The sequence below is a fragment of the Paenibacillus sp. J22FR83 genome (assembly GCF_059691955.1).
Genome location: NZ_JCAUAM010000008.1, coordinates 38828 through 62318, shown reverse-complemented (window position 1 = coordinate 62318; position 23491 = coordinate 38828). Strand labels below are relative to the sequence as shown.

Sequence of the window (23491 nt, the reverse complement as noted above, 5' to 3'; positions counted from 1 at the left end):
CTTATTTGCGAATTGTTTCCCGATCTGAAACGAGCTCGGTTGGCACTAAACCCGTCATTCTTCGGAATACGCGATAGAAATAAGACGGATCATTATAGCCGATAAACTCGGCGATTTCGGTGACGGTCAGAGCGGAGTGACGCAGCATGTAGACGGCTGTTTTGATCCTCGTGACGTGCACGAATTCACTGATGGTTTGGCCTGTGACTTGACGAAACAGCGACGCTGCATAATTCGGCGAGCGAGAAATACAAGTGCCTAACTCGTCCTTGGTGACATGCTCGCGATAATGGTTCTGGATATAGCCTTTCATTTGCTCCACGAGAAGTGCGGTTGCCGAGGTTGTGGCTGCCTGATCCCACTCCCGCTGGAGATACACAAACAGCTCTTGCAGGTGCGCTTCACACAGCGCCATGTAATAGGGCTGTTTGTCTTGCCAGCCGCGGTGAATCAAGCGCAGCCGATCTGCGATGATATCGAATTTGCCAGTCTGGCGGCAGGAAAAGGATGGCTGTTGCAGTAGCGGAAAGATATCCTGCGCTGCTTGCGCATCGAAATGAAGCACAAATTTCTCATGAATTTTCGTTGGCACACTACGGCCATAGTAAGGCGTTTCACGTGGGATGAGCAGCCATTGTCCTTTCTCCAGCACTTGTTTCTTGTCATTGATCCAGTACACACAATGGCCATAGATCACGAAAATGAGTGTCCAATCTGGACGCTCAATGGGTTGTTCTTCGTTCCATATACTACTTTTATCATAGTCAAACCTAGTTAGCTGCATAGGATTAATGCCCTCCTCCAATCATACTATATTACATACATCATACTATAGTTTATAGAAAATCGCATGAATAAGGCATATAATGAAGCCAACTAATCTTCTACATGCGAAAGGAAGTCCTTTACAATGCGTAAAACGAAAATTATTTGTACCATGGGTCCAGCGTGCGATTCCGTCTCTACTCTGAAAGAATTAATTCGCGCGGGCATGAGCGTCGCGCGTTTAAATATGGCACATGGCGATCTTGATGAGCACCGCGGTCGTATTCAACGTGTACGCCAAGCTGCACAAGAAATGGGCGTTATCATCCCGATTCTGATGGATATCAAAGGTCCCGAAATCCGCATCGGTCAATTGAAAGATGCTTCCTATGACTTGCAAACGGGCGATCGCATCGTCTTGACGACAGAACAAATTATCGGCGATTCCAGCCGCGTATCCGTGAACTACCCAGGGTTGCCGCAAGATGTGAAGCCAGGCAATCTTGTATTGATCGACGATGGCTCGATCGAGCTGCGTGTTGAAATGATCGACGGTACGGAAGTAACTTGCAGCGTCCTCAACCCTGCTCAGTTGAAACAACGTAAAGGTGTTAACTTGCCAGGTGTACGCACATCCCTACCGGGTGTGACAGAGCGCGATGTGATGCATATCAAATTCGGCGTAGAGGAAAATATTTCGATCGTCGCGATGTCCTTCGTTCGTAACGGCAACGATGTTCGTGAGGTTCGTGCACTTCTGGAGCAGCAAGGCGCTGGCTTAACACCGATCATCTCCAAAATTGAGAACGAAGAAGGCATGACGAACTTCGCTTCCATCTTGGAAGCATCCGATGGGATCATGGTTGCCCGTGGTGACCTTGGGGTTGAAATTCCAACTGAGGAAGTTCCAATTGCTCAAAAAGATATGATTCGCGCTTGTAACCTCGCTGGCAAACCGGTTATCACAGCTACGCAAATGCTGGATTCCATGCAGCGCAACCCGCGCCCGACTCGCGCTGAGGTGAGTGACGTGGCGAATGCCGTGCTTGACGGCAGTGACGTTGTGATGCTTTCTGGCGAGACCGCTGCTGGGAAATATCCGATTGAGTCCGTAACGATGATGGCGACTATCGCTGAGCGCGTCGAGCAAACGATGGTGCGCAGCTCCTTGGTTGATGCACAGCTAGAATCCAACAACGAAATCACCGAAGTGTTGTGCCAAGCGGTTGTATCCTCCGCGAACAAATTGCATGCTGCGGCGATCCTTACACCGACAGAGACAGGCTTCACGGCGCGCATGATTGCGAAGTACCGCCCAGAAGCACCGATTATCGCGGTAACAAACAGCCAGCACGCGATAAGCCAATTGAGCATGGTGCAGGGCGTCATCCCTGTTCTTGGCGAGTTCTGCGAATCGACAGACGCGATGATTCGCTCCGCGATCAACCAAGCAGAGACGCTTGGTTATGTGAAGAAAGGCGACCTCACCGTCGTCTCCGCCGGTATCCCGGTTGGGAAATCCGGTACGACCAACCTGTTGAAGGTTGAGCGGGTTTAGTAGGTAATACTCCATCCCCGGCGCTGATTAAAGGATTAGATGGAAAACCTCCATTTAATTTTCGCGATATCGACTCGTTTAGCGAAATAACTGGAAAAACTCCCGTTATTTTTACGGAATCCCGAGGTAATTAGCGAAATGGCGAGAAATAGATGGACTTTATCCATCTATTTCTAATTTCTGGCTAAATATCAGCGAATTAGCTGTACTTTTTACAGTTAAACGACTATACGGACCCGACTTACTAGCCTCCCCTCCACTTAGACATTGTGGAGGGGAGGCTTTTAGTGTGCTGCTGGGACCAGTTGAAAATTTGTGAGAAATCCAACTGGAAAAAGGGGTACACTAGAGTAACTACTAACTACCTAGCAACGGAGGACGCACGCACGTGATTATTCGACTTGGTTTCGTATCTACTGCAATGGCAATTTATAATAACACGCCTAGTTCAACATTCACTTACAAGCTATTCTCTGGGCGGCCGCGTGAAGAGGCCATGCAGCGCACACTTGAAATAGGCCGCAAAAACCTTCAAGCAACACAGCGAATTCTCTATTACAATGCCGCTCACGGCATTCATTTATTTCGACTATCGTCCGCGCTAATCCCCCTGGCGACACATCCAGATGTGCGGATTGATATTGCTGGTGAGTACGCAGACGAACTGCGCAAGATCGGTGACTTCGCGAAGGCACACGATATTCGGCTCAGCATGCATCCGAACCAATTCACGCTGCTCAACGGAAGCGATAAGGTGGTAGATGCAGCAATCGATGATTTGAATTATCATGCAGCCATTCTAGATGGCATGGGGCTGGATGAGGCCGCCATCATCAACATTCATGTTGGCGGTGTGTATGGCGATAAGGAGGCTGCGACGCAGAAGCTTTATGACAATGCACCGAAGGTACCCGAGACTGCGATGCGGCGGTTAACATTCGAGAACGACGATAAAACATACACGTTGGAGGAAACGCTCGCTGTAAGCCAGAAGCTGCAGCGCCCGTGCATGCTCGATTTGCACCACGATTGGTGCAATCCCTCTGCTCTTTCTCCCATCGAGTTGCTTCCACAAATTGCTCAAACATGGGGGGACCTACCGATGAAAATCCACGTCTCCTCGCCCAAGAGCGAGAAGGAATTTCGCTCCCACTCGGATTACATAGAGCCGGAAATGCTTACAGCTTTTCTCAAAAGCTGTAAAGAGATTGATCTTCCCCGCATCGACGTTATGATTGAGGCGAAGGTAAAAGACTTGGCTCTGTTCCAACTTGCGGAGCAGCTTGGCAAAATCCGCGGCGTGAAGCGGTTGGAGGGCGGGGTTTTGAGCTGGTGAATTCACAAAAAAAAGAACCGATTCTGATGGATCAGAACCGGTTCTTTTCTGCCGTATCTTGGGCCGCATTGGCCTTGTGGATATTTTTCACATGCCGCAAAGCGTTAATTTCACCGCCGATTATAATGATGAGCGCTGAGATATAGAACCAGGTCATCAAGACGATAATCCCGCCAATGCTGCCATATGTCGCGCTGTAGTTGGTGAAGCTGTTGACATAGAAGGAGAACGCAAGCGACGTTCCTTGCCAACCGATGGCGGCGAATAAGGCGCCGGGCAGTACGCTTTTACAGGTCAAACACGTGTTGGGTGCGATATAGTAAATGCCGATGAATACGACGAAAATGATGACAAAGTTAATAACCCAGCGCAAATTGTTCCACAGCTCAATATGGGCAGACGCCACATGGACGTGCTCCTCCAACCAATCCCCAATCCAGTGACCGAACACGCTGAGCAACAGCGCTGAGATGATGACGACTAACATCCCCAAGGTAAGCATGATTGCTAAAAAGCGAGAGTGAATGAAGCTTTTACGTGCGGGCAATCCGTACGCTTTGTTAACAGCTCGAACTATGGCGTTCATCGCCGCGCTGGCACTCACTAAGGCCAAGATTAAACCGAAGGAGAGTGTGCCCCCTCTTTTGACATTGAGCAGGTTACTAAGCGTTTCCTCGAGCCACCCTGCTACAGCACCCGGAATGTATTCTCGAATTAAGCCGACAACATCATCGGAAGAGAATGGCAAGTAGCCGAGTAAACTCATGACGAACAGTAGTAATGGAAAAAGCGAGAGCAGAAAATAGTATGCGCACTGCGCAGCAAGCCCGGTGGCATCATGTTCATTGAACTGGCCCCATAGCAATTTAACGTAAGATTTAACCATACGGCTATTTTTCCTTTCATACGGCTATAATTGTGGTAGAATAGATGGTTCAGTCTTGCAAGTAACATTGTTAAGAAACAGGTGGTCACGTGAATTCAATTCCTATGTATACAACGCCATTAGGCTATAAACCAACTACAGAACGCCCGATTCCGCATGCCCAAATGGCGCTTCTTACCAATAGTACTAAGCTCGTACCCGACCGTGATTCGGATAGTTATTTTTTCCGCGACTTGGAGGAGCATGGTATCCTGCTCAATGAAGCTCAGATCAAGGCTGTCAGACACTTCAAGGGCCCTCTACTCACGCTCGCTGGTGCCGGTTCTGGGAAAACGACAGTACTTGTATGCCGGGTCGCTTATTTGCTCCGTGTTCATCAGGTACAGCCTGCGAATCTACTCCTTATTACGTTCTCCAAAAAGGCCGCTGAAGAAATGCGGGAACGTCTCACGACGATGCCCGGTCTTCATGCAAGTATGGCGAGCGTGATGCAGGTGCGGACGTTTCATGCGTTCTGCCTGCGAATCCTGCGGATGAACGGGCTGCAGCAGGAGATTCTGAGCGATGGCCGCTTTCAGCAAATTGTTTTCAAGCGGATCATGCTTAGTATGGGCTTGCAGGATACGTATCAGCCTGAAGTGCTTATTTCACTGCTCTCCTCCTACAGAATGCAGCTCATCGAGGTTGAAGATCTTCCTGAAGGCACTGAAGAGGAACAGGAAACTAAGAAAATTTTCATGCAGTACGAGCAATGGAAAATGGAACAGCAGAAGATCGATTTCGATGATATTTTGATCAAAGCGTATCAACTACTCCTCCAGAATCCTGACATTCTTCGTTCCTTGCAGCGTAAGTTTACCTACATCAGCGTCGATGAGTTCCAAGATACGAATACCGTGCAATATGAAATTGTTAAAATGATTGCGGCCGCCCATCAGAATCTGATGGTTGTTGGTGACGATGACCAGACGATTTACTCGTTTAATGGGGCGAGAAATGAATTTATTTTGCAATTCCATGAGGAGTACCCCACTGCAACAACCGTCACGCTGGATATCAACTACCGGTCAACATCGAGTATTGTAGGCTTAGGCAATGCAATCATTCAGCACAACAAGCAGCGGAAATTGAAAACGCTCCTCGCTACAAAAGAAAGTACCCATAAACCGCACTATGTGAAACCTGCAAACAGTGATGACGAGGCAGATTGGTTGATTGACGACATTCGGCTTAAGGTTGCTGAGGGCGGCTGCCAATATGGGGATTTCGCGATTTTGTATCGAACAGCGAGCAACAGTCGGGCTATTATTGAGGGGCTCATTCTGCATAACCTCCCTTTCGTGGATTATGGCACTAATGATTCATTCTATGAACAGTGGATGGTGAAGCCGATTATTGATCATTTGCGGATTGCGCAAGAGCGGCGGAATTTCGAAGCCATCGAAGGCGTCCTCCCCTCATTATATATTGGACGAGACCAAGGCATGCGCATTATTCAAGATCAAGAAGCGATTCAGCCCAAAAAGTGGCCTCTCATTCATCTACTGGGGCTTCCACAGTTAAAAGAATTTCAAAAAGAAAAGCTGAAAGCCCGCATTCGTTTGATCAAATCTCTCGTGGAGATGACACCGCTCGCAGCCATTCAAGCGATTCGCAAGGATTTCTACGATGCGTTCCTGGAAACCAATAAGCGCAGCAAGCTCACGCAACATCGTGAAATGTTGAAAGAAACACTGGATGAGCTGGAGTCTTCGGCTAAGCGGTTCAACACGGTCGAGCAGTTTCTTTATTTTATCCATGAAGTAGCTGAAAAACGCACGGAAATGCGAGCTCAAAGCAAAGATCAATTCGCGAACAAAATCTCGCTGATGACCATTCATAAATCGAAGGGACTCGAGTTCCCGATCGTGTACCTGCTCTGTGCGATTGAAGGCAATATGCCGCATAGCTCGGCACTCGATGCAGGCCATTTGGACGATGTCAAAATGGCGGGCGTCGTTGCGCGGGACAAGGCTGCTGCCGCGCTCGAGGAAGAACGGCGACTGGCTTATGTCGCCGTGACAAGGGCCAAAGGCGAGCTGCTGATCAGCTCGCCGGCGTTCTACCGCGGGAAGAAGGCGGAGCCTTCCCGCTTTCTTTTGTCCGCGTTCCCTGGCGCGGACGCAGGGGTTGTGACCAGCCGCAGCAAGCCGGCTGGCGGGTTCACGGCCGCTGGCGGAGCCGCGGCCGGGCGTTCAGTCGCGAGCGGAGCTGCGACTGGCGGCAGTGCCGGGACCGCGACCGAGCGGGTCGCGGCGTGGTTGTGCAGCGCGACCGGCTGCAAAGCCTGGTCGCGGATCTCTTCGCCGCAGGAGGCACGACTCGCGGCGAAGGCGTGCCCGCTCTGCGGCGCGGGCATGGTCAAGGGCAGCCGCGAGATCGCGCTGGCGCAGCGGTAGCGGCTTGCAGCAGGCCAGGCTGGTACCGCCCTTACACACAAAGAGCAGCCATCCCACAAGGGATGACTGCTCTTTTCTTTCATCTCGACATTTTACATGGACATCTTATACTAACGTTCTCAATGCCTCCAAAGCCGCATCATAATTCGGATGGTTACTCATTTCACTCAAATACTCCACATAGCGCACGGTATCATTCGCATCCACGATGAAGATTGCCCGCTGATCCAATTGGATTTCTTTGATAAGCACGCCGTAAGCTTGGCCGAATGAACGATTTTTGTAATCGGAAAGGGTGACGACTTTATCAATCCCTGCAGCACCGCAGAAACGACTCTGAGCAAAAGGCAGATCCACTGAAATCGTCAAAATAACCACGTCATCACCCAGCTTGTCGGCCTCCACATTGAAGCGGCGCGTCTGAGCGTCACACGTCCCTGTATCAACGGATGGCACCACGGAAATAAGCTTCACTTTGCCTGCATAATCCGCCAGACTGACTTCGGTCATCAGATCCTTGTTTACTTTAAAATCTGGCGCTTGATCCCCAACTTTGATTTCCGGACCCAGTAAAGTGATCGGGTTGCCTCCAAGGGTAGCGACACCTGTGCGTTCTTGTAAGTGTGTTTGTGTCATTTGATAATCCTCCTAAGGTATATGAATGGGTTATTTTACTTTCTAGGATGTTAGCACTTCGATTTATGCCGTACAACTAACTTATACCGCTGCAATAACAGTTTTCAACTTCTCTTTGCTCTGCACCCCAACCAGCTGATTGACCACTTGCCCGTCTTTAAAAACAAGTAAGGTCGGTATACTCATCACGTTGTATTTCGCAGCGGATTCCGGGTTATCATCGACGTTGATTTTAACGATTTTGGCGGTATCACCGATTTCGGCTGATAGTTCGTCTAGAATTGGAGCGATCATTTTACAAGGGCCGCACCATGGCGCCCAGAAATCGACGAGAACGGTACCCGTACTTGTTTCATTAAAAAAAGTAGCATCAGATATATGATTAACGGACATAGCTCATTCCTCCTTGTAATTCGTGCTCTAGACTCGTTTGATGCTCCGAAATAAAACGTTCGGCATCCAGCGCAGCCATACAACCACTTCCTGCTGAAGTAATCGCTTGGCGGTAAATCCGATCTTGTACATCGCCGCAAGCGAACACGCCTGGGATTGTCGTTTGAGATGTACCTGGGATCACTTGCAAGTACCCAAGCTCATCGGTTGGCAGCTGCCCGCCTAAGAAACCCGTATTCGGGGTATGCCCGATAGCTAGGAAAATCCCGTCCGCCTCCAGCAATTCTTCCTCACCGGTAGCGTTATTGTGGACTTTCAGTCCTGTCACACCCATGGGTCCTGCAACCACTTCAAGTGGTGTGCGATTCAAGCTCCAAGCTACTTTGCTATTGCCTCGAGCGTGATCTTGCATGATTTTCGATGCCTTGAGATCGTCTCTACGATGGACTACACGAACTTCTGAAGCGAACCGCGTCAGGAACTGCGCCTCTTCCATTGCAGTATCGCCACCGCCGATGACGATGATCTTTTTGTTCCGGAAGAAAAATCCGTCACACGTTGCGCAGGTACTTACCCCTTTGCCAATATTGTCGGCTTCGCCAGGTATGCCTAATTTCTTAGCTGTTGCACCTGTTGAAATAATGAGCGAGTCTGCGGTTAATTGCCCGCCATCCTCGAGAAATAAGGTAAATGGACGTTTGGAGAAGTCTACCTCCGCTACGCGCCCCGACTGAATCGTTGCCCCGAAGCGAAGCGCTTGTTTCCGCATGTTGTCCATGAGCTCAGGTCCTGTAATCCCGTCAGGGAAACCTGGGAAGTTATCGACTTCTGTTGTGGTGGTCAATTGACCACCTGGCTGTATGCCCTCTATAACAAGCGGTGAGATGTTCGCTCTTGCTAAGTAAATGGCTGCGGTTAGTCCCGCAGGTCCTGTTCCAATAATGATCGCTTTGTGATGCATAGGAATTCCTCCTTATTTGCTACGTGATGCTAATGTTATGAATTAATATTGCGTCCAATTAAATTTGCAACAAACCTTATAGATGAATCATAACACTCGGAATTTATTTAGTCAACAATTAAATTGTACACAATTAAATATTTCGCAAGTGTCATGTATTAAGCTCACGTTCAGCTTACGCTCATACTTCCTTCAGCTTGGTCAGGCATAATGGGTTTCAGAACGAGAACGACACTAACAGCCACATCACGAGAGGAAGTATATATATGAATTCAAAAAATAATCGCATATGGGTATGGACCTCATCCGTCCTTCTGGTCAGTTTGATTGCCTACGCTTCGGTTTTTCCACCTGGTGCTAAAAATAACGATGAAAAAGCCGTTGCCAAAGTCAACGGGGTTGAAATAAGCACGTCTAAGCTGTATAACGCTTTGGTAGCTAGTGGCGGAGCGCAAACGCTTGATTCGATGATCACGGAAGAACTTATCTCCCAAGAGAGTAAGAAAGCGGGCATCCAAATTACCGATGCCGATGTAACGAATGAGATTCAAACGATTAAAGCTACGTATGGTTCCGATGATGAATTTAACCAAGCACTTGCTAACTATGGCATGACACTCGACGATTTGAAGAAAAATATGCAGTCCCAAGTCACGCTGAAGAAAATTCTGGAGCCGCAAGTTACGGTCACTGACGATGAAATCAAAAAGTATTATGATGAAAATTTAGAATCATTAAAGGTGCCTGCACAAGTGAAAGCATCCCACATCTCGGTAGCGACGGAGGCTGAAGCTGAGGCCATTATTGCGAAGTTGAAAAGCGGCGGAGATTTCGCGGCACTTGCGAAAGAAAGTTCTACCGATACAGCCACCAAGGATAAAGGTGGAGATTTAGGCTATATTTCGGCAGGACAAGGAGACCCGGTCTTTGAAGCCGCGGCATTTGCTTTGGAAACTGGTGGTGTTAGTTCTGCTGTACAAACAGCAACTGGTTACGATGTTATTAAAGTAACGGATCATAAAGCTGCCTCAACACCAACGCTTGCAGACAAAACTGATACGATTAAGCAAGCGTTAGTCGATCAAAAGATATCAACCCTGTCCCAAACTTGGTTGGAACAAAAGAAATCTGAGGCTAAGATTGAAAATAATCTTGCTGATTTGACTAAGACAACCTAGTGCTGGCTGAAGTGAGACTGGTGCTGGCCGTGAATAGTCCGGGAAATCAACTTGCGTCCTGTGAGGCGGCGGATACACTCGGACTGAAATAACTGTAAAATAGGTAGTTAATTCGAGCCTTTCCCATTGGAAATATGATTTAGATGGAAAATATCCAGTTATTTCAGGCTGATTTACGCTTTTTCGAGAAAATGGCTCCATTTAACTACAGGAAATCCATCTATTTCGAAAATTTGAGCTAAATCCACGAAAATAGCTGTATAAAATCCATTTAATGCGTTCGGGAGATCGCCAGTTCGGCTGTAGCTGGTTCGAGAGACGCCAGTTCAGTTGTTCTGCTTCGGGAGGCGCGGTCACGGCTATCGCGGGACTGGATAACACAGATCGGCTGACGCGCTCCCCCTCCCTACACAACACCAAACCCCCATAGCTCCAGCTATGGGGGTTTTCTCTACCTTCTTACGGTGTGCGAAGCTTCATCTCGTCCAGGCTCTTGAACTGGTAGCCCTGCGCACGCGCAGCGTCAATGATTTTACCTAGCGCTTCCGTGTTGTCGCTGGAAACGGAGTGCAAGAGGATGACAGCCCCAGGATGCAGCTGGGCCATGACATTCTTGTAGGCATACTCCCAGCCCTTCTGCTGCTTGGGCTCCCAGTCACGATACGCAACGGACCAGAACACATTCGTGTAGTTCAGTCCTTGGCTGACAGCGAGCGAACGGTCATTGAAAATGCCCCGAGGCGCGCGCAGATAGTGCATTTCCTTTTGCCCAGTCACCGCAGCGACTTCGTCCTTCACTTGGTTCAACTCTTTCTGAATGCGCTCCGCCGGAATCTGACTCATATCGGGATGGCTCCAAGAATGGTTGCCGATCAGATGCCCCTCGGCAGCCATGCGCTTGAGCAGCTCTGGTTCAGTTCGAATATAGTGGCCTGTCACGAAAAATATCGCCGGCACTTGTTTCTCTTTGAGCACATCTAGAATGCGACCTGTGTAGCCTTGTTCATACCCGTTATCGAAGGTTAAGTACAATTCCTTTTGTGACTGATCGCCTGTGAACACGGCGCCGCGCTGTTTCAAGAGGCTCTTGAATCCCTCTTCATCGATCGATGGCGGCCCGCCGTTGACACTTTTTTTGAAACCAAAATGATAGGTGCCATCCGCTGAGACCATGCTCACTTGCCCAGCTATAAGCGCTAGGGAAAGTAGGAGAATACGCAACATTTTCATAGGGATATCATGCACTCCTTGCCTTATGTGATGAGGTGTAATCCGTTACAGCCAATTGGGACTGTTACTAATATGCCACACCACGGCAGTAGATTATGTGCTCCTACCTCAATCGATCACTTTTCCGAACGCTTCTACAATGTCTGATCGAAACGACACATTAGTCAGTTTTTGAATCTCCGCATAAGATGCCTGCTTCGAGGTCGCTTGCCTATAGGAACGCGGCGTTGTCATTGCGAGATACATTTCTACAATCCCAAGCATTTGTGAAAGAATTGGAATTTGTGCACCTTCCAGGCGAAACGGATAGCCGGTTCCATCTATTTTTTCATGATGATACAAGAATACTTTCTCTACTTCCTTGAAGTCCGGAATACCTTCGCACAGTTCCCTGGCCATATAACAATGCTCTTGCACCACTTCAAACTCAAATTCCGATAACTTGCCTTCTTTTTCAAACATATAATCCGGCAACTTCACCCTGCTTACGAAATGCATCAGTGACAGTAAATCAATCTCCCACTCCTGTACATGAAGACCGCCATAGACATGAACAAGTTTCTTCAGCAACGAACTCATTTCACCAATTTCTTTGCGTGAGGTCTGCGTTTTCCGCTCTCCTACCGAGATAAAAGATTGGAGCATATTAATCACCTGCTGCTTCTGTTTCTGAAAAGCAGAGTCATCCGCATCACGTTTATATTGATACATAAAGATTTGAACAATCAAGCCCAGAATGATACAACCGAGCGCATAAACGCCTTTCGTTGTTGCCATGATAATAGAAGAAGTATCGCCATATGGCGTAAAGCCCCCTCCAAAAATGTGAAAACTAACAAAGTAAACCAAGAATAAGAGCGAGCCATATAAGTAAATCCTCACTTCAACCAACAAGCTGAGCATCAGCGGGAAAAAGATGAGGGCTACCCACATTTGCTGCAATGCCAACGGGTTATATAAGGTAGTCATGATGATTACCAGAAATATTAGAAGTGGTGCAATCAACTTTGAATACCGGTTATGTTGGGGCATAATGTGTTGTAAGCCATACATGGCCCATCCGAATAGGGACACCGTTGCCGATGACATCGTGTACAATTGAGACTCGGCATTCCGAGAAATAAGCCAATAACATAAACCACTCAGTGCGCATAGTGTCGCCATACTGCCAATGATAAACATACATAACTGATGAATTGGTTGTCTACTGAACCGTTGCACAATATTCATAGCAAGTTCTCCCTCGTCAAGTAAAGACTATTCTCCTTTGTTTGAAACATGGAGCTTCCCTTCATCACTTCTTGAATTGTAGCAAGAATGAACTCTGGACTTGTATCCTTCATCAAATACCCGTCTACGCCCGCTTTAAAAGCGCGATAAATATCTTCACTTTCATCAAATGCGGTTAAAATAATTATTTTGGTATGCGGTAATCTCTCTTTCAATGTTCGAACACCTTCAATGATGCATCGTCCAGGCATTTTGAGATCGGTTAGAAGCAAATCGGGCATTAGTGCCAGCGATTGTATCACGGCTTCATCACCGTCCGATGCCTCTCCCGCTACCATGTAGGAGCCGCAACTTTCAAGCAACATATGTAGACCTGTCCTAATCAGCTGCCGATCATCGGCTATGACAACTTTATACATACGCCATACTCCTCTCGCGTGGAATATAAGCTGTAATCGTTGTTCCTTTGCCCGGTTCCGAGTGGAACGAGATCGCGCCATTCAAGGATTTGATACGATTTTCCATGCCTCCTAGTCCGTAGCGCCCCCCTGTATTCCCCTTGGACAACATCATTCCCATCCCATCATCCCTAATTGTGACCGCCCATTGTACACTCGTAACCTCAATCTGCACATAAATGTGCTTGGCTTGTGCATGCTTAATGACGTTATTCGCTGCCTCTTCAACCAAATGGTAAATCGCTTCCTCAATATCCAGCTTTTCGTGTGCTATCCACCCGATCTTCTCAAAAGTCGGTTTGACTTCGGTATGCTCTGTCACTCGCTGCAGTAGCTTCTCTATCGCATGATGAAGATTAATTTTCCTTTTCTCATCCTTCAGCTCCATAATGTACTGCCGAATATCGCGGTGGCTCTCCTTAACCTTCTTCTCAACTTCTAACACAAAAGGAAGTGTCGCCTCACGGGTCTCCACTGGAAGGGATTGTTTCAATTGGAATAGTTGAATCGAGATAAAGAACAGCTCCTGTGCGATACCATCATGAATGTTTTGCGCGATGCTGTCCCGTTCTTTCGCAACAGCCGCCTCTGCGGCATGGGCCAGTTCCCCTTTTACAAAATGATCAGCTTCCAACCGAATGAGAATAAAGTGAATATACAGCTTATGTAGAACAGTCAATTCGTCCTTGCCCGCTTGCACGAGTAACCAGCCATAGATAGTTCCCTGACGATCCTTAAGCGTTTCAATATAAAATGGCACAACTTCACCTGTCGGCGAAGGCACGTCCGCATACACTTTGAAAGCATACGGTCTATTTTGTATTAAATAATTCGTATAATACGTCTGTCTCCAGCTTCTTGGCTTTTCAGAATCACTTACACCAGCCAAGCACAGAATAACTTCGCGATCATCCAACACCCTCTTCAATACGCCTTCTGAATAAGAGGTAATGCCTTGATTCTTAGCCGAAGCCGCATAAGAGCTAGATCCATAGACCATCATGAGCTTCCTGTATTCTTGGCGAACAACCTTGATTCCATAATGTGCCATACCCATGCTGAGAAAGAAGATGAGCACGACCAAACTATAACTAAAATGCTTGATTAGATACCCATACATCGATAATGATCCTGCACTAGAGAACAACAAGGGAACCAACAGCGAATAGAGAAATAGGATGGAATAATAGACATGCCAAGTTACAAATCTTTTGAAAGTAAGTAAACCAGCGAAGCTGTAAATCAGAACAGGACTCGAGAGTCCTCCCGTTTGGCTTATTACATACAAGCTAAAACAGATATCTATGACGGCTGTTAGCAATCTTAGCCTTTTTACGTTTCTAATTTGCGCAAAACTAAATAACGTTTGGAATAGTACCGCCAGCAGCACTAATCCCGGCGTAATTGGATTATTCCTGGCATACAGGAAGAGCCCGATCAACAGCAACGCCCATCTGAAAGCGAGGAATACATATAAGCCCGTTTTCTTTTGCAAAAACATGTCTAACTACTCCTAAATATAATGTAATCATAATGGATTTTTGGAAGAATGTGTTATATAATTTAAGAATTGATTAGACCTAAAGTCCTAGGAATCAAGAACTACACTACTATAACATAGATTGGTTTTTTATAGGAGGTTAACCGGTTGACTAACATTATCATCCTCGATGATCATCCACTTGTTCGCCATGGTATTCGTACGATCGTGTCGTCCAGTCCACTCATACAAGTTCTAGGAGAAGCCGCCAGCACTAGAGAAGCACTACTTCTGTTAGAACAATGTAGACCGGATCTCATTCTTGTAGATTTGAATTTAGGTAGCGACAATGGCTTAGACGCGATCCAAGAAGTTCGCCGTGCGGGCCATTCCTGCAAATTCATGATATTGACCTCATCTATTACACGAAGTGAGCTTCAGCTAGCTCAGTCCCAACAAGTCGAGGGCATCTGCTTAAAAGAAGCCTTCCCTGAAGATCTCTTATACGCAATCGAAGTCGTCTCTCGTGGACGTAAATACTACGATCCTGATTTAATGAGCTCGCTGATGGAGGATTCTTCAACGGATCAGGAACAGACACTATCCGAACTCACGCCCAAAGAGCTTGAGGTTCTTCTTGCCCTAGGCAAAGGATATTCGAATAAAGATATCGCCAACACACTGTTCATCACAGAATTCACGGTTAAGAAACATGTGAGTCAAGTCTTGGCTAAGCTTGATTTAGCTGACCGCACACAAGCAGCTCTCTATGCGCTCTCCAAGGGATTAGTGCAATTCGAACTTCAACGATAGTACACCAAAGATCCGTCGGGATCCCCCCGCCGGATCTTTCATTATTTCATGTCAAGTGGCATCGAAATCCGGTGCAAGGGAAAGAGTGAAACAGCTGCATATCCCCTCACATCTTTCAATTGAACCTGGCCTAGAGATGGATCACGACTATCCTTGCTCTCACCTAAGTTCCGATTGTCTCCAACAACGAACAAGTGTCCGCTTGCCACGATCTGTTCCTTCATATCCTCTGATTCCCCGACGGTATATAATTCAGCCAAAGGACTACCATTGACATAAATGACGCCGCCTGTAATGAGGATATGGTCGCCTTGCACCCCAATTACACGTTTAATAATACTGAAACCGAGCCTCTCGTCTTGAATTACTACAACATCACCGTACTTAGGTGAAGTGTAGAACAACGGGAGCTTGTTCATCAACAGTATATTCCCATTTTGTAACGATGGGTTCATTGAATTACCTGATACTTTCGTAATTCCTACCACATTATGAATAATAAGAAAGAGCAGCACCATTAGTAAACTAAATCGAATCCAACCCCATACTTCATTTTTCTTCTTCGCAACTACTTGAACGACTAGGCCTTCTTCCATCCTGATATTCCCCTCAATTACACGAATGTCTATGTCTTATTGGTAAGTAACCTCGGTTACTGTTGCTGGCGTTGAAAGGGGTGGTTGCCCATAAACATCGGAAATAACTGTTACTGGACTTGGTGTCCCCATCAATGGAGAAGCTGTAAATACAAGAGCAGGCGGCACATAGCTAGTCTTTAAGTCCTCCATAGCCGACTGTGCACTTGTAATGATTTCTTCCAGCTTGCGTACCAGTTGCTCACGATCTTGGCCCGAATGAATATCCATCTCCGCAAGCAAATTTTTTGCATATTGCGATAACGTTTCTAACCGAATTTTTTTCTGCTCATCTGCATAGGCTTCCAAACTTAGCGACGCATTCTCAAGTCGCTGCTGTAATTCTTTCTTTAACAATTCCTTCTGTGCTTGGATCTCGGTTTGCATGGATATGTCTAGGCTTTGCATAACCTGCCCTGTTTTCTTCGCAAACCAAGAAGTCATTGCACCTGCAAGATCTGTATCCGCATAAGAAATTCCGGTAGTTGCTGAAATGACAACCGTTAAAGAGACAATTCCAACAGCGATTTTACGTTTTGTCCACAACTGATTTTTCTCAAGTCTACTTTTCACCCTAGCAACTCCTTCAGATTCATAAGTAAAACCAGAGATCCACGGATGGACCTCCGGCTGCTTGCATAGATTATGGAGTTGTAATCCCTTGAACGATAGCGTCTAGTTCATCAATTGCATTGCCTTCTAGCGTATCAGCAAGTGCAGCAAGTCTTTCTTGAGCTGCAGTTTGTTTGCTTGAAGTAGAGTTCGCAAGTTGGGTTTGTAGCGCACCGATTGTAGTATTAAGATTCGTAGTTACTTCTGCTGCTGCTTGTCCACTTTCCGCAGTAATTTTGCCATTCAATTCTGATTTCGCATCAACAATTGCAGTCGTTAAAGCATTTTTTGCAGCCGTGCTAGTTGCAGCCACGCCTTCATTCAATCTTGTCGTGTATACACCTTCATGATTTCTAACTGCATTAGTAATATCTTTCTCAGCCTGTACGCCAACAGCAGCTAGATCGCGATTTGTTTTGTCATTGGTTGAACTTACAAAAGCATCATACTCAGCACCAATACTAGTGTTGATTGCTCCTTTTGCATTGCTGATTTGTCCTAGGTATTCACCTTTTTGGCCATTAATCTCGGAATTCACACCAGCCAACTCAGCTCTTCCAGTTGTAGCAATATTCGTACGAGCTGCATTGATTCCAGTTGTAACGGTTGTATTCAATTCTCCTGTTTTAGTAGCATAATACGTATTAAGTTGGCCTGTAACTGTAGCCTTTGCCAAGTTGGAAGCAGCGGAATACCAAGATTGCAGTTGTACGCCTGCATCTACGCCAGTTGCTGCAAATGCTGTACCCATACCTGCTACTAAACCTGTTGCTACAACGCCAATCGCCAATTTGCTTTTCAAAGATTTCATCATTTCTCATTCTCCCTTAGTCATATTTTATTGTTTAATGCGTCCACCTTGTGTGAACCCAGAATTCATGCTGTGAGTTAATTACCTAACTGTTCCGTTAACCCTAGAATCGTTTCACTTGCCCATCCTTCGAGCTCTTTACTCATTCGAATAGATGAAGCCTGTACAAATAGTTCAAAATCTACACGACCGGATTGGGACAACTCACTCACAATACCGTTAAGTTGATCTTCGTAAGTTTGTTGCGCTTGTCCGATATGTTGTGAAACACTGTGGCTAGCATTCACCGCAGTCTGCTCAATCTGAGTTCCCGCATGCGCTACGCCTTCATCCTTCACTTGATTCAATTCTTGTCGTGCAGTAACGCTCTCTTGTTGAAGCACGCCATTGATCTCATGCTTAGCAAGTTGTATGCGTGATTTTCCCCACTCTTGCAAAGTAGCCCCTGCATCCGTGTAGGCGTAAGCCGCTGTACCCATAGCGAGGGAGATTGATAAGCTTAGAGAAACGATCGTCAACTTGAGATTCTTGCGTATCATTTCAATTACTTACCTCCTCGATTGCTGCGCTTGCTTACATACAAATTGTATCTTCTTATCCGAAATGTGACCTCGCCCTTTGGAGTAATTTATTGATTCAACTTTTGCGGGGGGCGATGGTAGACTTTGGTACCATAGACATTCAAATTCTCGAATTCTGTGGTATCTCCCCATTCCACTTAGCTTTCATCTGAATACAATAGAGTACATGATCTGTAGGGGTGGAGATTCCTATTCGTAGACGCGATCCTAAACCAATCAAAGAAGATTTACTGCATGTCCTAAAGTTATCTTCAGAGGAAGATATGTATACCGCACAGGTTAACGGATTTTCATTAGCCGATATCGCAAAAGCTAATCAGGTTGATGTCCAGAAGGTCATCGAACTCCAGTTAGCGGAACTCACCGAGCAGCTCCAGTTGCGACTGTTTAATGGCAGCATTACACCTGAACAGTATCTAGCCCAACGCGCTGAACTACCAGAAATTATCAGCAAAAGTGTATATGCGATGTGATGGCGTGGCACCCTCATGTGGGGTGCTTTTTTTGTCTGGGAAGGCTTGTTGCTGCTCTGCTTTTATGTCACTATGAGACTACTACCAACGCCGCTTGAAAGGAGTGCCTGCGCTGTGAATTTTCATCAAATGATCCCGCTCGTTCCGTTAATTGATCATATTCAGGTCGCTTCTTCAGCTTTAGCCGTTACAAGTTCACCAAGCAAATATCAACTGGTTATTGTCCGCCAAGGTCATCTCACGCTGCATTTCGCTGGCCATGAACCCATTATTTGCTCGCAAGCGTATGCGTGTCATCCCGATCAAGGCGACTACACCATTCAGATACCCCGAACAAAAACCGTTGATTATGTCGTTATTACCTATCGTATGCTGCCCGAGGAACACGACTGGACCTTGCAGGGGCACCTTACCACCTTAAGCGAGATCAAAATCCACTATATGCTGGATGAAATTATTCGGAGAACGCAGGACCATGACCCTTTGACTGTCTGGGAAGACGCAACACATATCATGCGAATGCGCATGATGCTAGAGCGTATCTTATTTATCTATCTCCATGAATCCGATTTGACCCAGGAGAAGAAGACGGCTTCCGAATCAATTGAGGGTACCATTTCCTATATTAACGAGCATTATATGCTCGAACTTACTTTGCCGATGCTGGCCCGTCGTGCGGGTATGAGCGTGGGGTATTTTACGGTTTTATTTAAAAAAATGACGGGAAAGACGCTCATGAGCTACTTATATACCTTGCGTATTGAGAAAGCGAAGATCATGTTTCTGCAGACCGATCTGCTGGCCAAAGAGATTGCGAGTCGTGTCGGATTTGTCGATTACTTCCATTTCAGTAAAGTCTTCAAGAAAAAAACCGGCTATACGCCATCCCAATATATCACTAGGCACCCTAAAATCTAATAATAAGACATGTCCAATCTGCATATTGGACATGTTCTATGCATCCATTATTAGTTATTATACTCATTGAGAATAATAATCATTGTCACGGAGGATTGCCGAAATGAAATCCCTTTTTACTCGTATTAGCCTTATCGCACTGATCAGCGTTTTTGCACTAAGCCTCGCTGCTTGTGGCAAAGCGACGAATACCGAATCAGCTGCAACAACGTCATCCGTTGCCGCTAGCCCAACTCCCACCTCCAAAGCGGATGGGAAAATAACCGTTCAAGATGCGGTAGGCACAGTGGAATTACCGAAGAAGCCTGAACGTATCGTAGCCATGGAATTCGGCTTTACAGATATCCTTGTTTCGCTTGGCGTACAGCCGATTGGTGTTGCGGACGATAGCTCCCCAGACCTTTTGATGGACTCCGTAAAAGCTTTGCTCAAAACTTACACGTCCGTAGGCTCACGCTATGAACCTAATATTGAACTTATTTCTTCCCTTAAACCTGACCTAATTATCGTGGATATCAATAAACATAAAGCTGCGATCCCACAGCTCAAAGGCATTGCGCCTGTCCTTGTGTTAGATGACTTCCAAGCGGATTACAATCAAATGCTTAAGAACGTAGACATTATCGCGCAAGCTGTTGGCAAAGTAGAAGAAGGCAAAAAGCGCCTCGCTGAGCACCAAACGAAAGTTGAAGCCATGAAAAAGAAACTTGCCGCGTCGAACCTTAGCGTTCTCCCTGCGGTTGTGAATCCTAAAGGATTCTTCGCCCACTCGGATCATGCTTACAGCGGCTCCTTCCTCTCTATGCTTGGGTACACGGATCCTGTGAAAAACGCGACAGCTTATCCACAAATCACCCTGGAACAGTTAGTTGAAGCGAATCCTAAAGTCTTGTTCCTGATGCCAACTGAGAAAGTAACTATCGTGCAAGAATGGGAAAAGAATCCGCTGTGGCAGAAAATTGATGCTGTAGCTAACAAAAAAGTATTCACAGTTGAGAGACGTGACTGGTCCTTATCCCGCGGGATGATCGGGTCGGAGAAAATCCTCGACGATATCGTGAAGAATCTGGGGCAGTAGGTCAATGAACCAACCCATGAACCTTGAGAAGCAGAGCCGTAAATGGCCTCTGCTCTTCCTATTTTCTGCGAGTCTACTAGCGTTGCTAATTGGGATTGTTTCTAGTTTAAAATGGGGCCAATCCCCCGTGTCCTGGCACACGTTGTACGAAGCAGTGACCTATCAAGGCAGCGATAAAGCCCACCTCTATATCCAAACGCTGCGCTTACCGCGTGCCATCATGGCATGCCTCGTCGGCATGCAGCTTGGGCTTGCTGGGCTGCTCACCCAGCTCACGACGAAGAACCCGCTGGCTTCCCCTCACATTTTCGGCATCAATGCGGGAGGTGCTTTAGCGGTTGTCGTTGGGTTAGTTTTTCTGCCGCATTTCGGCAACATGGGCTTGATTGCTTTTGCCTTTGTTGGCGCAGCACTAGCTGCCCTGTTGGTTTGGTCACTAGCTGGCACCGGAAGCAAACAATACATCTATATCGCGCTAGCTGGCATTACGATCCACTTCCTCCTGTCTTCGTTAACGGAAGGAGTCATTATTCTGAATCAGCATGCGACGGACAGCATGATTTTCTGGTTAGTCGGCTCTTTAAGTCAAGCCGCTTGGACTGAAGTCCGCGTAATCCTTCCTTTTTTCATAGGGGGAATGCTATTGTTTGCGTTCATGCTGCCTTCGTTCAAACTGCTGCTTGTTGATGATGAGATTGCGACAGGTCTAGGCCAGCGCATCACGTTCGTGCGCGGCATCAGTGTGCTGCTCGTCATTGTACTTGCCGGCTCCGCCGTGGCCTTATGCGGCCCTATTGGCTTCGTCTGCCTGATCGTGCCGCATATTGCGCGGGCATTAGTAGGTACGAACTTGGTCGTTCACGGTCCATTAACGGCTTTACTTGGCGGCATCCTTCTGCTGTATGCAGATTTCCTTAGCCGATTTATTGCCTTTCCATTCGAGTCACCTGTCGGGATCGTCACTTCATTGATCGGCGCACCGTTCTTCATTTACCTAGCTTTGAAGCAACGGAGGGCACGATGATGACCTTAAAAGCATTACGGATCCCCGTTATATCGTTGCTCATTGCTTTCGTACTGATGATTGTCTTAGCGATTATCTACGCACATGTCGGCGCGGTTCGTATTCCTTATCGCGATGTATGGGCAGCTCTGACGGATGCGAAGCATCCTTCGTATTTTATCGTGCACCAATTGCGTTTACCTCGTATACTGGTTGCGATATTGGCTGGCTTTGGACTAGCTGTTGGCGGCGTTATTCTTCAAAGCGTGATTCGGAACCCTTTGGCGAGCCCCGATGTGATCGGAATTACCAAAGGAGCAGGCTTTATGGCCGCTGGGGTCATTTTCTTGTTCCCCATGCTGCCCAGCTATTACTTACCGATTGCCGCTTTCATCGGTGCCTTCGCGGCTTTCCTTCTGCTGCTGCTGCTTAGCCGCCGTTTAAGCCTAAGACCCTCCCATCTTGCCCTAGTGGGCATTGCGATTGGGACGATCTTTCAGGCTGGCATCCAGTATCTGATCGTCCGCCACCCCAGTGATATCAATGCGGCGCTGCTCTGGTTATCCGGCAGTCTGTGGAACCGCAGCTGGAACAACGTGTACAGCCTGCTGCCATGGATTGCCGTGCTGTTGCCCATCGTGTGGGCGAACTTCGCCAAGCTGAACGTGTTTCAGCTTGGCGAAGAGATGACCGCCGCGCTGGGCGTGCGGATTGGGCGGCAGCGCTTCTGGCTGCTGCTGCTCGCAGTGGCCCTGGCCGGCATCTCCGTGTCGGCTGTCGGGGCGATCGGCTTCATCGGCCTGATCGCGCCCCATATTGCGCGGAGCCTCGTCGGCGGCCGGCACCAGTGGTTGATCCCGCTCGCCGCCTTGATCGGCGCGGATCTCATGCTGCTCGGCGACTTAGTCGGCCGCGTCATCATTCTCCCACGGGAGGTCCCCGTGGGGATTATGACGGCGGTCATCGGGACGCCGTACTTCATTTATCTGCTGCGCCGCGAGCGGCGGCGGCGGTAGGGACCTTAACTAACTCCCAACGCTACCTTGGATCTGTTTGCGCTTCTGAAACTTCGTGGGTCTCAACTAGCTAAAGTTGGTGTGTCGTGGCGATTCTGAGGGAGCCACATGGATTGCAGTGGACTCGCGGGTTGGCGTGCGAGCGTCTAGGTCCCTGCCTCCCATTACCTGTATAACCTACAGTTAATTCTCTCGAATTCGCTCGTTTCTGCTGAATAACTGGAAAACCTACAGCTACTTCATTGAGATTTCAAAGAATCGGAGTAAATCCTGAAAATTAACTGTAGAAAACCCATCTAATCCCCCAAAAGTGTGACATAGAGCTCATTTAAATGGAGAAAATCCAGTTATTCCTGTCTGTTGCGCTGATTGGAGGGTGCACGTGCTAATACCCGCTTCGATGCATGCCCGGATTTGGCACGTATCGGTATACGTCCAAGCATTCCCCCGCCTGTCCACATATCGTAGACAGTGAAAGGAGGTTGAACGCCAATGCCAATCTATGCCAAACCCACCTATCCCCGCTTAACTGTTTACAGCGAGAAGTATTACCAGGGCGGCAGCGCAATCTTAAGCGGCAACATCGGTATTCCTAACTTCGATATACCACTAGGCGGGATGGAGAGCCTTCGCTTCTTCTCTACGAACCCCAACTCAACGCTCGTCCTCTTCAGCCTCACGCGATTCAGGGGGGATTTCCGAGTCTTCCACGGTGTTAGGAACGTCAGCGATTTCGATAACATCATTAACGGCAACGATGCGAATTCACTGATCTCTACGAACAAATACCTGACGCTGAGACAAATTCGCGCTATCCGCGACAGTGGTCGGCTGCCTAATGGTTACCGAAGAATCTAAGATCAATGAAAAACGCGGTAAGCTTGGACGTTAGCGTCCGTTGCTTGCCGCGTTTTTAGTATTTCCGTTGGCGTTCCCAGACTGAGTAGCTTTGGGGAATTAACTGGAATTTCTACATCTATTTCCGGGTAAAACCAGTATTTG

Annotated in this window: 24 protein-coding genes; 11 read left to right on the top strand and 13 right to left on the bottom strand. The window is 47.4% G+C overall.

The window, feature by feature from the left end; genetic code table 11:
• Position 1 precedes the first annotated feature (1 nt).
• Positions 2-784, bottom strand: coding sequence for a helix-turn-helix transcriptional regulator (locus tag AC58PV_RS15725; protein ID WP_497433169.1), 783 nt, complete (start codon positions 782-784; stop codon positions 2-4).
• Positions 785-910: 126 nt separating this feature from the next.
• Between AC58PV_RS15725 and pyk the strand changes: the two genes are divergently transcribed.
• Both pyk and uvsE read left to right on the top strand, forming a co-directional pair.
• A complete protein-coding gene (pyk, locus tag AC58PV_RS15720) occupies positions 911-2323 on the top strand; it encodes a pyruvate kinase (protein WP_497433168.1) in 1413 nt (470 codons plus the stop codon).
• A gap of 388 nt (positions 2324-2711) precedes the next feature.
• On the top strand, positions 2712-3659 hold the full coding sequence (gene uvsE / locus AC58PV_RS15715; protein ID WP_497433167.1) for a UV DNA damage repair endonuclease UvsE: 948 nt from the start codon (positions 2712-2714) through the stop codon (positions 3657-3659).
• Positions 3660-3690: 31 nt separating this feature from the next.
• On the opposite strand, the gene AC58PV_RS15710 is transcribed toward uvsE, so the two are convergent.
• Entirely contained in the window at positions 3691-4545 is an 855-nt protein-coding gene (locus tag AC58PV_RS15710) for a YihY/virulence factor BrkB family protein (protein ID WP_497433166.1), read from the bottom strand.
• A gap of 89 nt (positions 4546-4634) precedes the next feature.
• On the opposite strand from AC58PV_RS15710, the gene AC58PV_RS15705 reads away from it, so the two are divergent.
• Entirely contained in the window at positions 4635-6983 is a 2349-nt protein-coding gene (locus tag AC58PV_RS15705; RefSeq protein ID WP_497433165.1) for a UvrD-helicase domain-containing protein, read from the top strand.
• 105 nt (positions 6984-7088) lie between these two features.
• Here the strand turns inward: AC58PV_RS15705 and tpx are convergent, their stop codons facing one another.
• The 3 genes from tpx to trxB all read right to left on the bottom strand — a co-directional run bounded on the left by tpx (position 7089) and on the right by trxB (position 8973).
• Complete coding sequence (tpx, locus tag AC58PV_RS15700; protein ID WP_497433164.1) at positions 7089-7619, bottom strand: thiol peroxidase; 531 nt, start codon at positions 7617-7619, stop codon at positions 7089-7091.
• An 81-nt stretch (positions 7620-7700) separates the two neighbouring features.
• Positions 7701-8012 carry a thioredoxin gene (gene trxA / locus AC58PV_RS15695; RefSeq protein ID WP_497433163.1) on the bottom strand — a complete coding sequence of 104 codons (312 nt, stop codon included), beginning with the start codon at positions 8010-8012 and terminating at the stop codon, positions 7701-7703.
• The gene (gene trxB, locus AC58PV_RS15690) at positions 8002-8973 is read right to left on the bottom strand and encodes a thioredoxin-disulfide reductase (protein WP_497433162.1); all 972 of its coding nucleotides are present in this window, start codon (positions 8971-8973) and stop codon (positions 8002-8004) included. The genes trxA and trxB overlap by 11 nt, the downstream gene beginning before the upstream one ends.
• 266 nt (positions 8974-9239) lie before the next feature.
• Between trxB and AC58PV_RS15685 the strand changes: the two genes are divergently transcribed.
• The gene (locus AC58PV_RS15685) at positions 9240-10151 is read left to right on the top strand and encodes a peptidyl-prolyl cis-trans isomerase (protein ID WP_497433161.1); all 912 of its coding nucleotides are present in this window, start codon (positions 9240-9242) and stop codon (positions 10149-10151) included.
• Positions 10152-10610: 459 nt separating this feature from the next.
• Here the strand turns inward: AC58PV_RS15685 and pdaA are convergent, their stop codons facing one another.
• The 4 genes from pdaA to AC58PV_RS15665 all read right to left on the bottom strand — a co-directional run bounded on the left by pdaA (position 10611) and on the right by AC58PV_RS15665 (position 14570).
• On the bottom strand, positions 10611-11381 hold the full coding sequence (gene pdaA / locus AC58PV_RS15680) for a delta-lactam-biosynthetic de-N-acetylase (protein WP_497433160.1): 771 nt from the start codon (positions 11379-11381) through the stop codon (positions 10611-10613).
• A 108-nt stretch (positions 11382-11489) separates the two neighbouring features.
• Entirely contained in the window at positions 11490-12611 is a 1122-nt protein-coding gene (locus AC58PV_RS15675) for an HD-GYP domain-containing protein (RefSeq protein ID WP_497433159.1), read from the bottom strand.
• The gene (locus AC58PV_RS15670) at positions 12608-13030 is read right to left on the bottom strand and encodes a response regulator (RefSeq protein ID WP_497433158.1); all 423 of its coding nucleotides are present in this window, start codon (positions 13028-13030) and stop codon (positions 12608-12610) included. Before AC58PV_RS15670 ends, AC58PV_RS15675 begins: the two co-directional genes overlap by 4 nt.
• Positions 13023-14570 (bottom strand): sensor histidine kinase, encoded by a 1548-nt coding sequence (locus tag AC58PV_RS15665; protein WP_497433157.1) that lies wholly within the window; start codon positions 14568-14570, stop codon positions 13023-13025. Before AC58PV_RS15665 ends, AC58PV_RS15670 begins: the two co-directional genes overlap by 8 nt.
• Before the next feature lie 147 nt (positions 14571-14717).
• Here AC58PV_RS15665 and AC58PV_RS15660 point away from each other — a divergent pair, with 147 nt between their 5' ends.
• Positions 14718-15362: a response regulator gene (locus tag AC58PV_RS15660; protein ID WP_497433156.1), complete on the top strand. Its 645-nt coding sequence runs from the start codon at positions 14718-14720 to the stop codon at positions 15360-15362.
• Positions 15363-15403: 41 nt separating this feature from the next.
• On the opposite strand, the gene lepB is transcribed toward AC58PV_RS15660, so the two are convergent.
• The 4 genes from lepB to AC58PV_RS15640 form a co-directional block, all read right to left on the bottom strand.
• Complete coding sequence (lepB, locus tag AC58PV_RS15655) at positions 15404-15958, bottom strand: signal peptidase I (protein WP_497433155.1); 555 nt, start codon at positions 15956-15958, stop codon at positions 15404-15406.
• Positions 15959-15994: 36 nt separating this feature from the next.
• Positions 15995-16570, bottom strand: a complete 576-nt coding sequence (locus tag AC58PV_RS15650; RefSeq protein WP_497433154.1) for a hypothetical protein — start codon at positions 16568-16570, stop codon at positions 15995-15997.
• Positions 16571-16640: 70 nt separating this feature from the next.
• Positions 16641-17423 (bottom strand): hypothetical protein, encoded by a 783-nt coding sequence (locus AC58PV_RS15645; protein ID WP_497433153.1) that lies wholly within the window; start codon positions 17421-17423, stop codon positions 16641-16643.
• Between the two features lie 74 nt (positions 17424-17497).
• Positions 17498-17959 carry a hypothetical protein gene (locus tag AC58PV_RS15640; protein ID WP_497433152.1) on the bottom strand — a complete coding sequence of 154 codons (462 nt, stop codon included), beginning with the start codon at positions 17957-17959 and terminating at the stop codon, positions 17498-17500.
• 221 nt (positions 17960-18180) lie between these two features.
• On the opposite strand from AC58PV_RS15640, the gene AC58PV_RS15635 reads away from it, so the two are divergent.
• The 6 genes from AC58PV_RS15635 (at position 18181) to AC58PV_RS15610 (ending at position 23347) form a co-directional block, all read left to right on the top strand.
• A complete protein-coding gene (locus AC58PV_RS15635) occupies positions 18181-18474 on the top strand; it encodes a hypothetical protein (protein ID WP_497433151.1) in 294 nt (97 codons plus the stop codon).
• 114 nt (positions 18475-18588) lie between these two features.
• A complete protein-coding gene (locus AC58PV_RS15630; protein ID WP_497433150.1) occupies positions 18589-19392 on the top strand; it encodes a helix-turn-helix transcriptional regulator in 804 nt (267 codons plus the stop codon).
• Positions 19393-19495: 103 nt separating this feature from the next.
• A complete protein-coding gene (locus AC58PV_RS15625) occupies positions 19496-20470 on the top strand; it encodes an ABC transporter substrate-binding protein (protein ID WP_497433149.1) in 975 nt (324 codons plus the stop codon).
• A gap of 4 nt (positions 20471-20474) precedes the next feature.
• Positions 20475-21494 carry a FecCD family ABC transporter permease gene (locus AC58PV_RS15620; RefSeq protein WP_497433148.1) on the top strand — a complete coding sequence of 340 codons (1020 nt, stop codon included), beginning with the start codon at positions 20475-20477 and terminating at the stop codon, positions 21492-21494.
• Positions 21491-22489: a FecCD family ABC transporter permease gene (locus AC58PV_RS15615; RefSeq protein ID WP_497433147.1), complete on the top strand. Its 999-nt coding sequence runs from the start codon at positions 21491-21493 to the stop codon at positions 22487-22489. Before AC58PV_RS15620 ends, AC58PV_RS15615 begins: the two co-directional genes overlap by 4 nt.
• A gap of 492 nt (positions 22490-22981) precedes the next feature.
• Entirely contained in the window at positions 22982-23347 is a 366-nt protein-coding gene (locus AC58PV_RS15610) for a hypothetical protein (protein ID WP_497433146.1), read from the top strand.
• Positions 23348-23491: the final 144 nt, after the last annotated feature.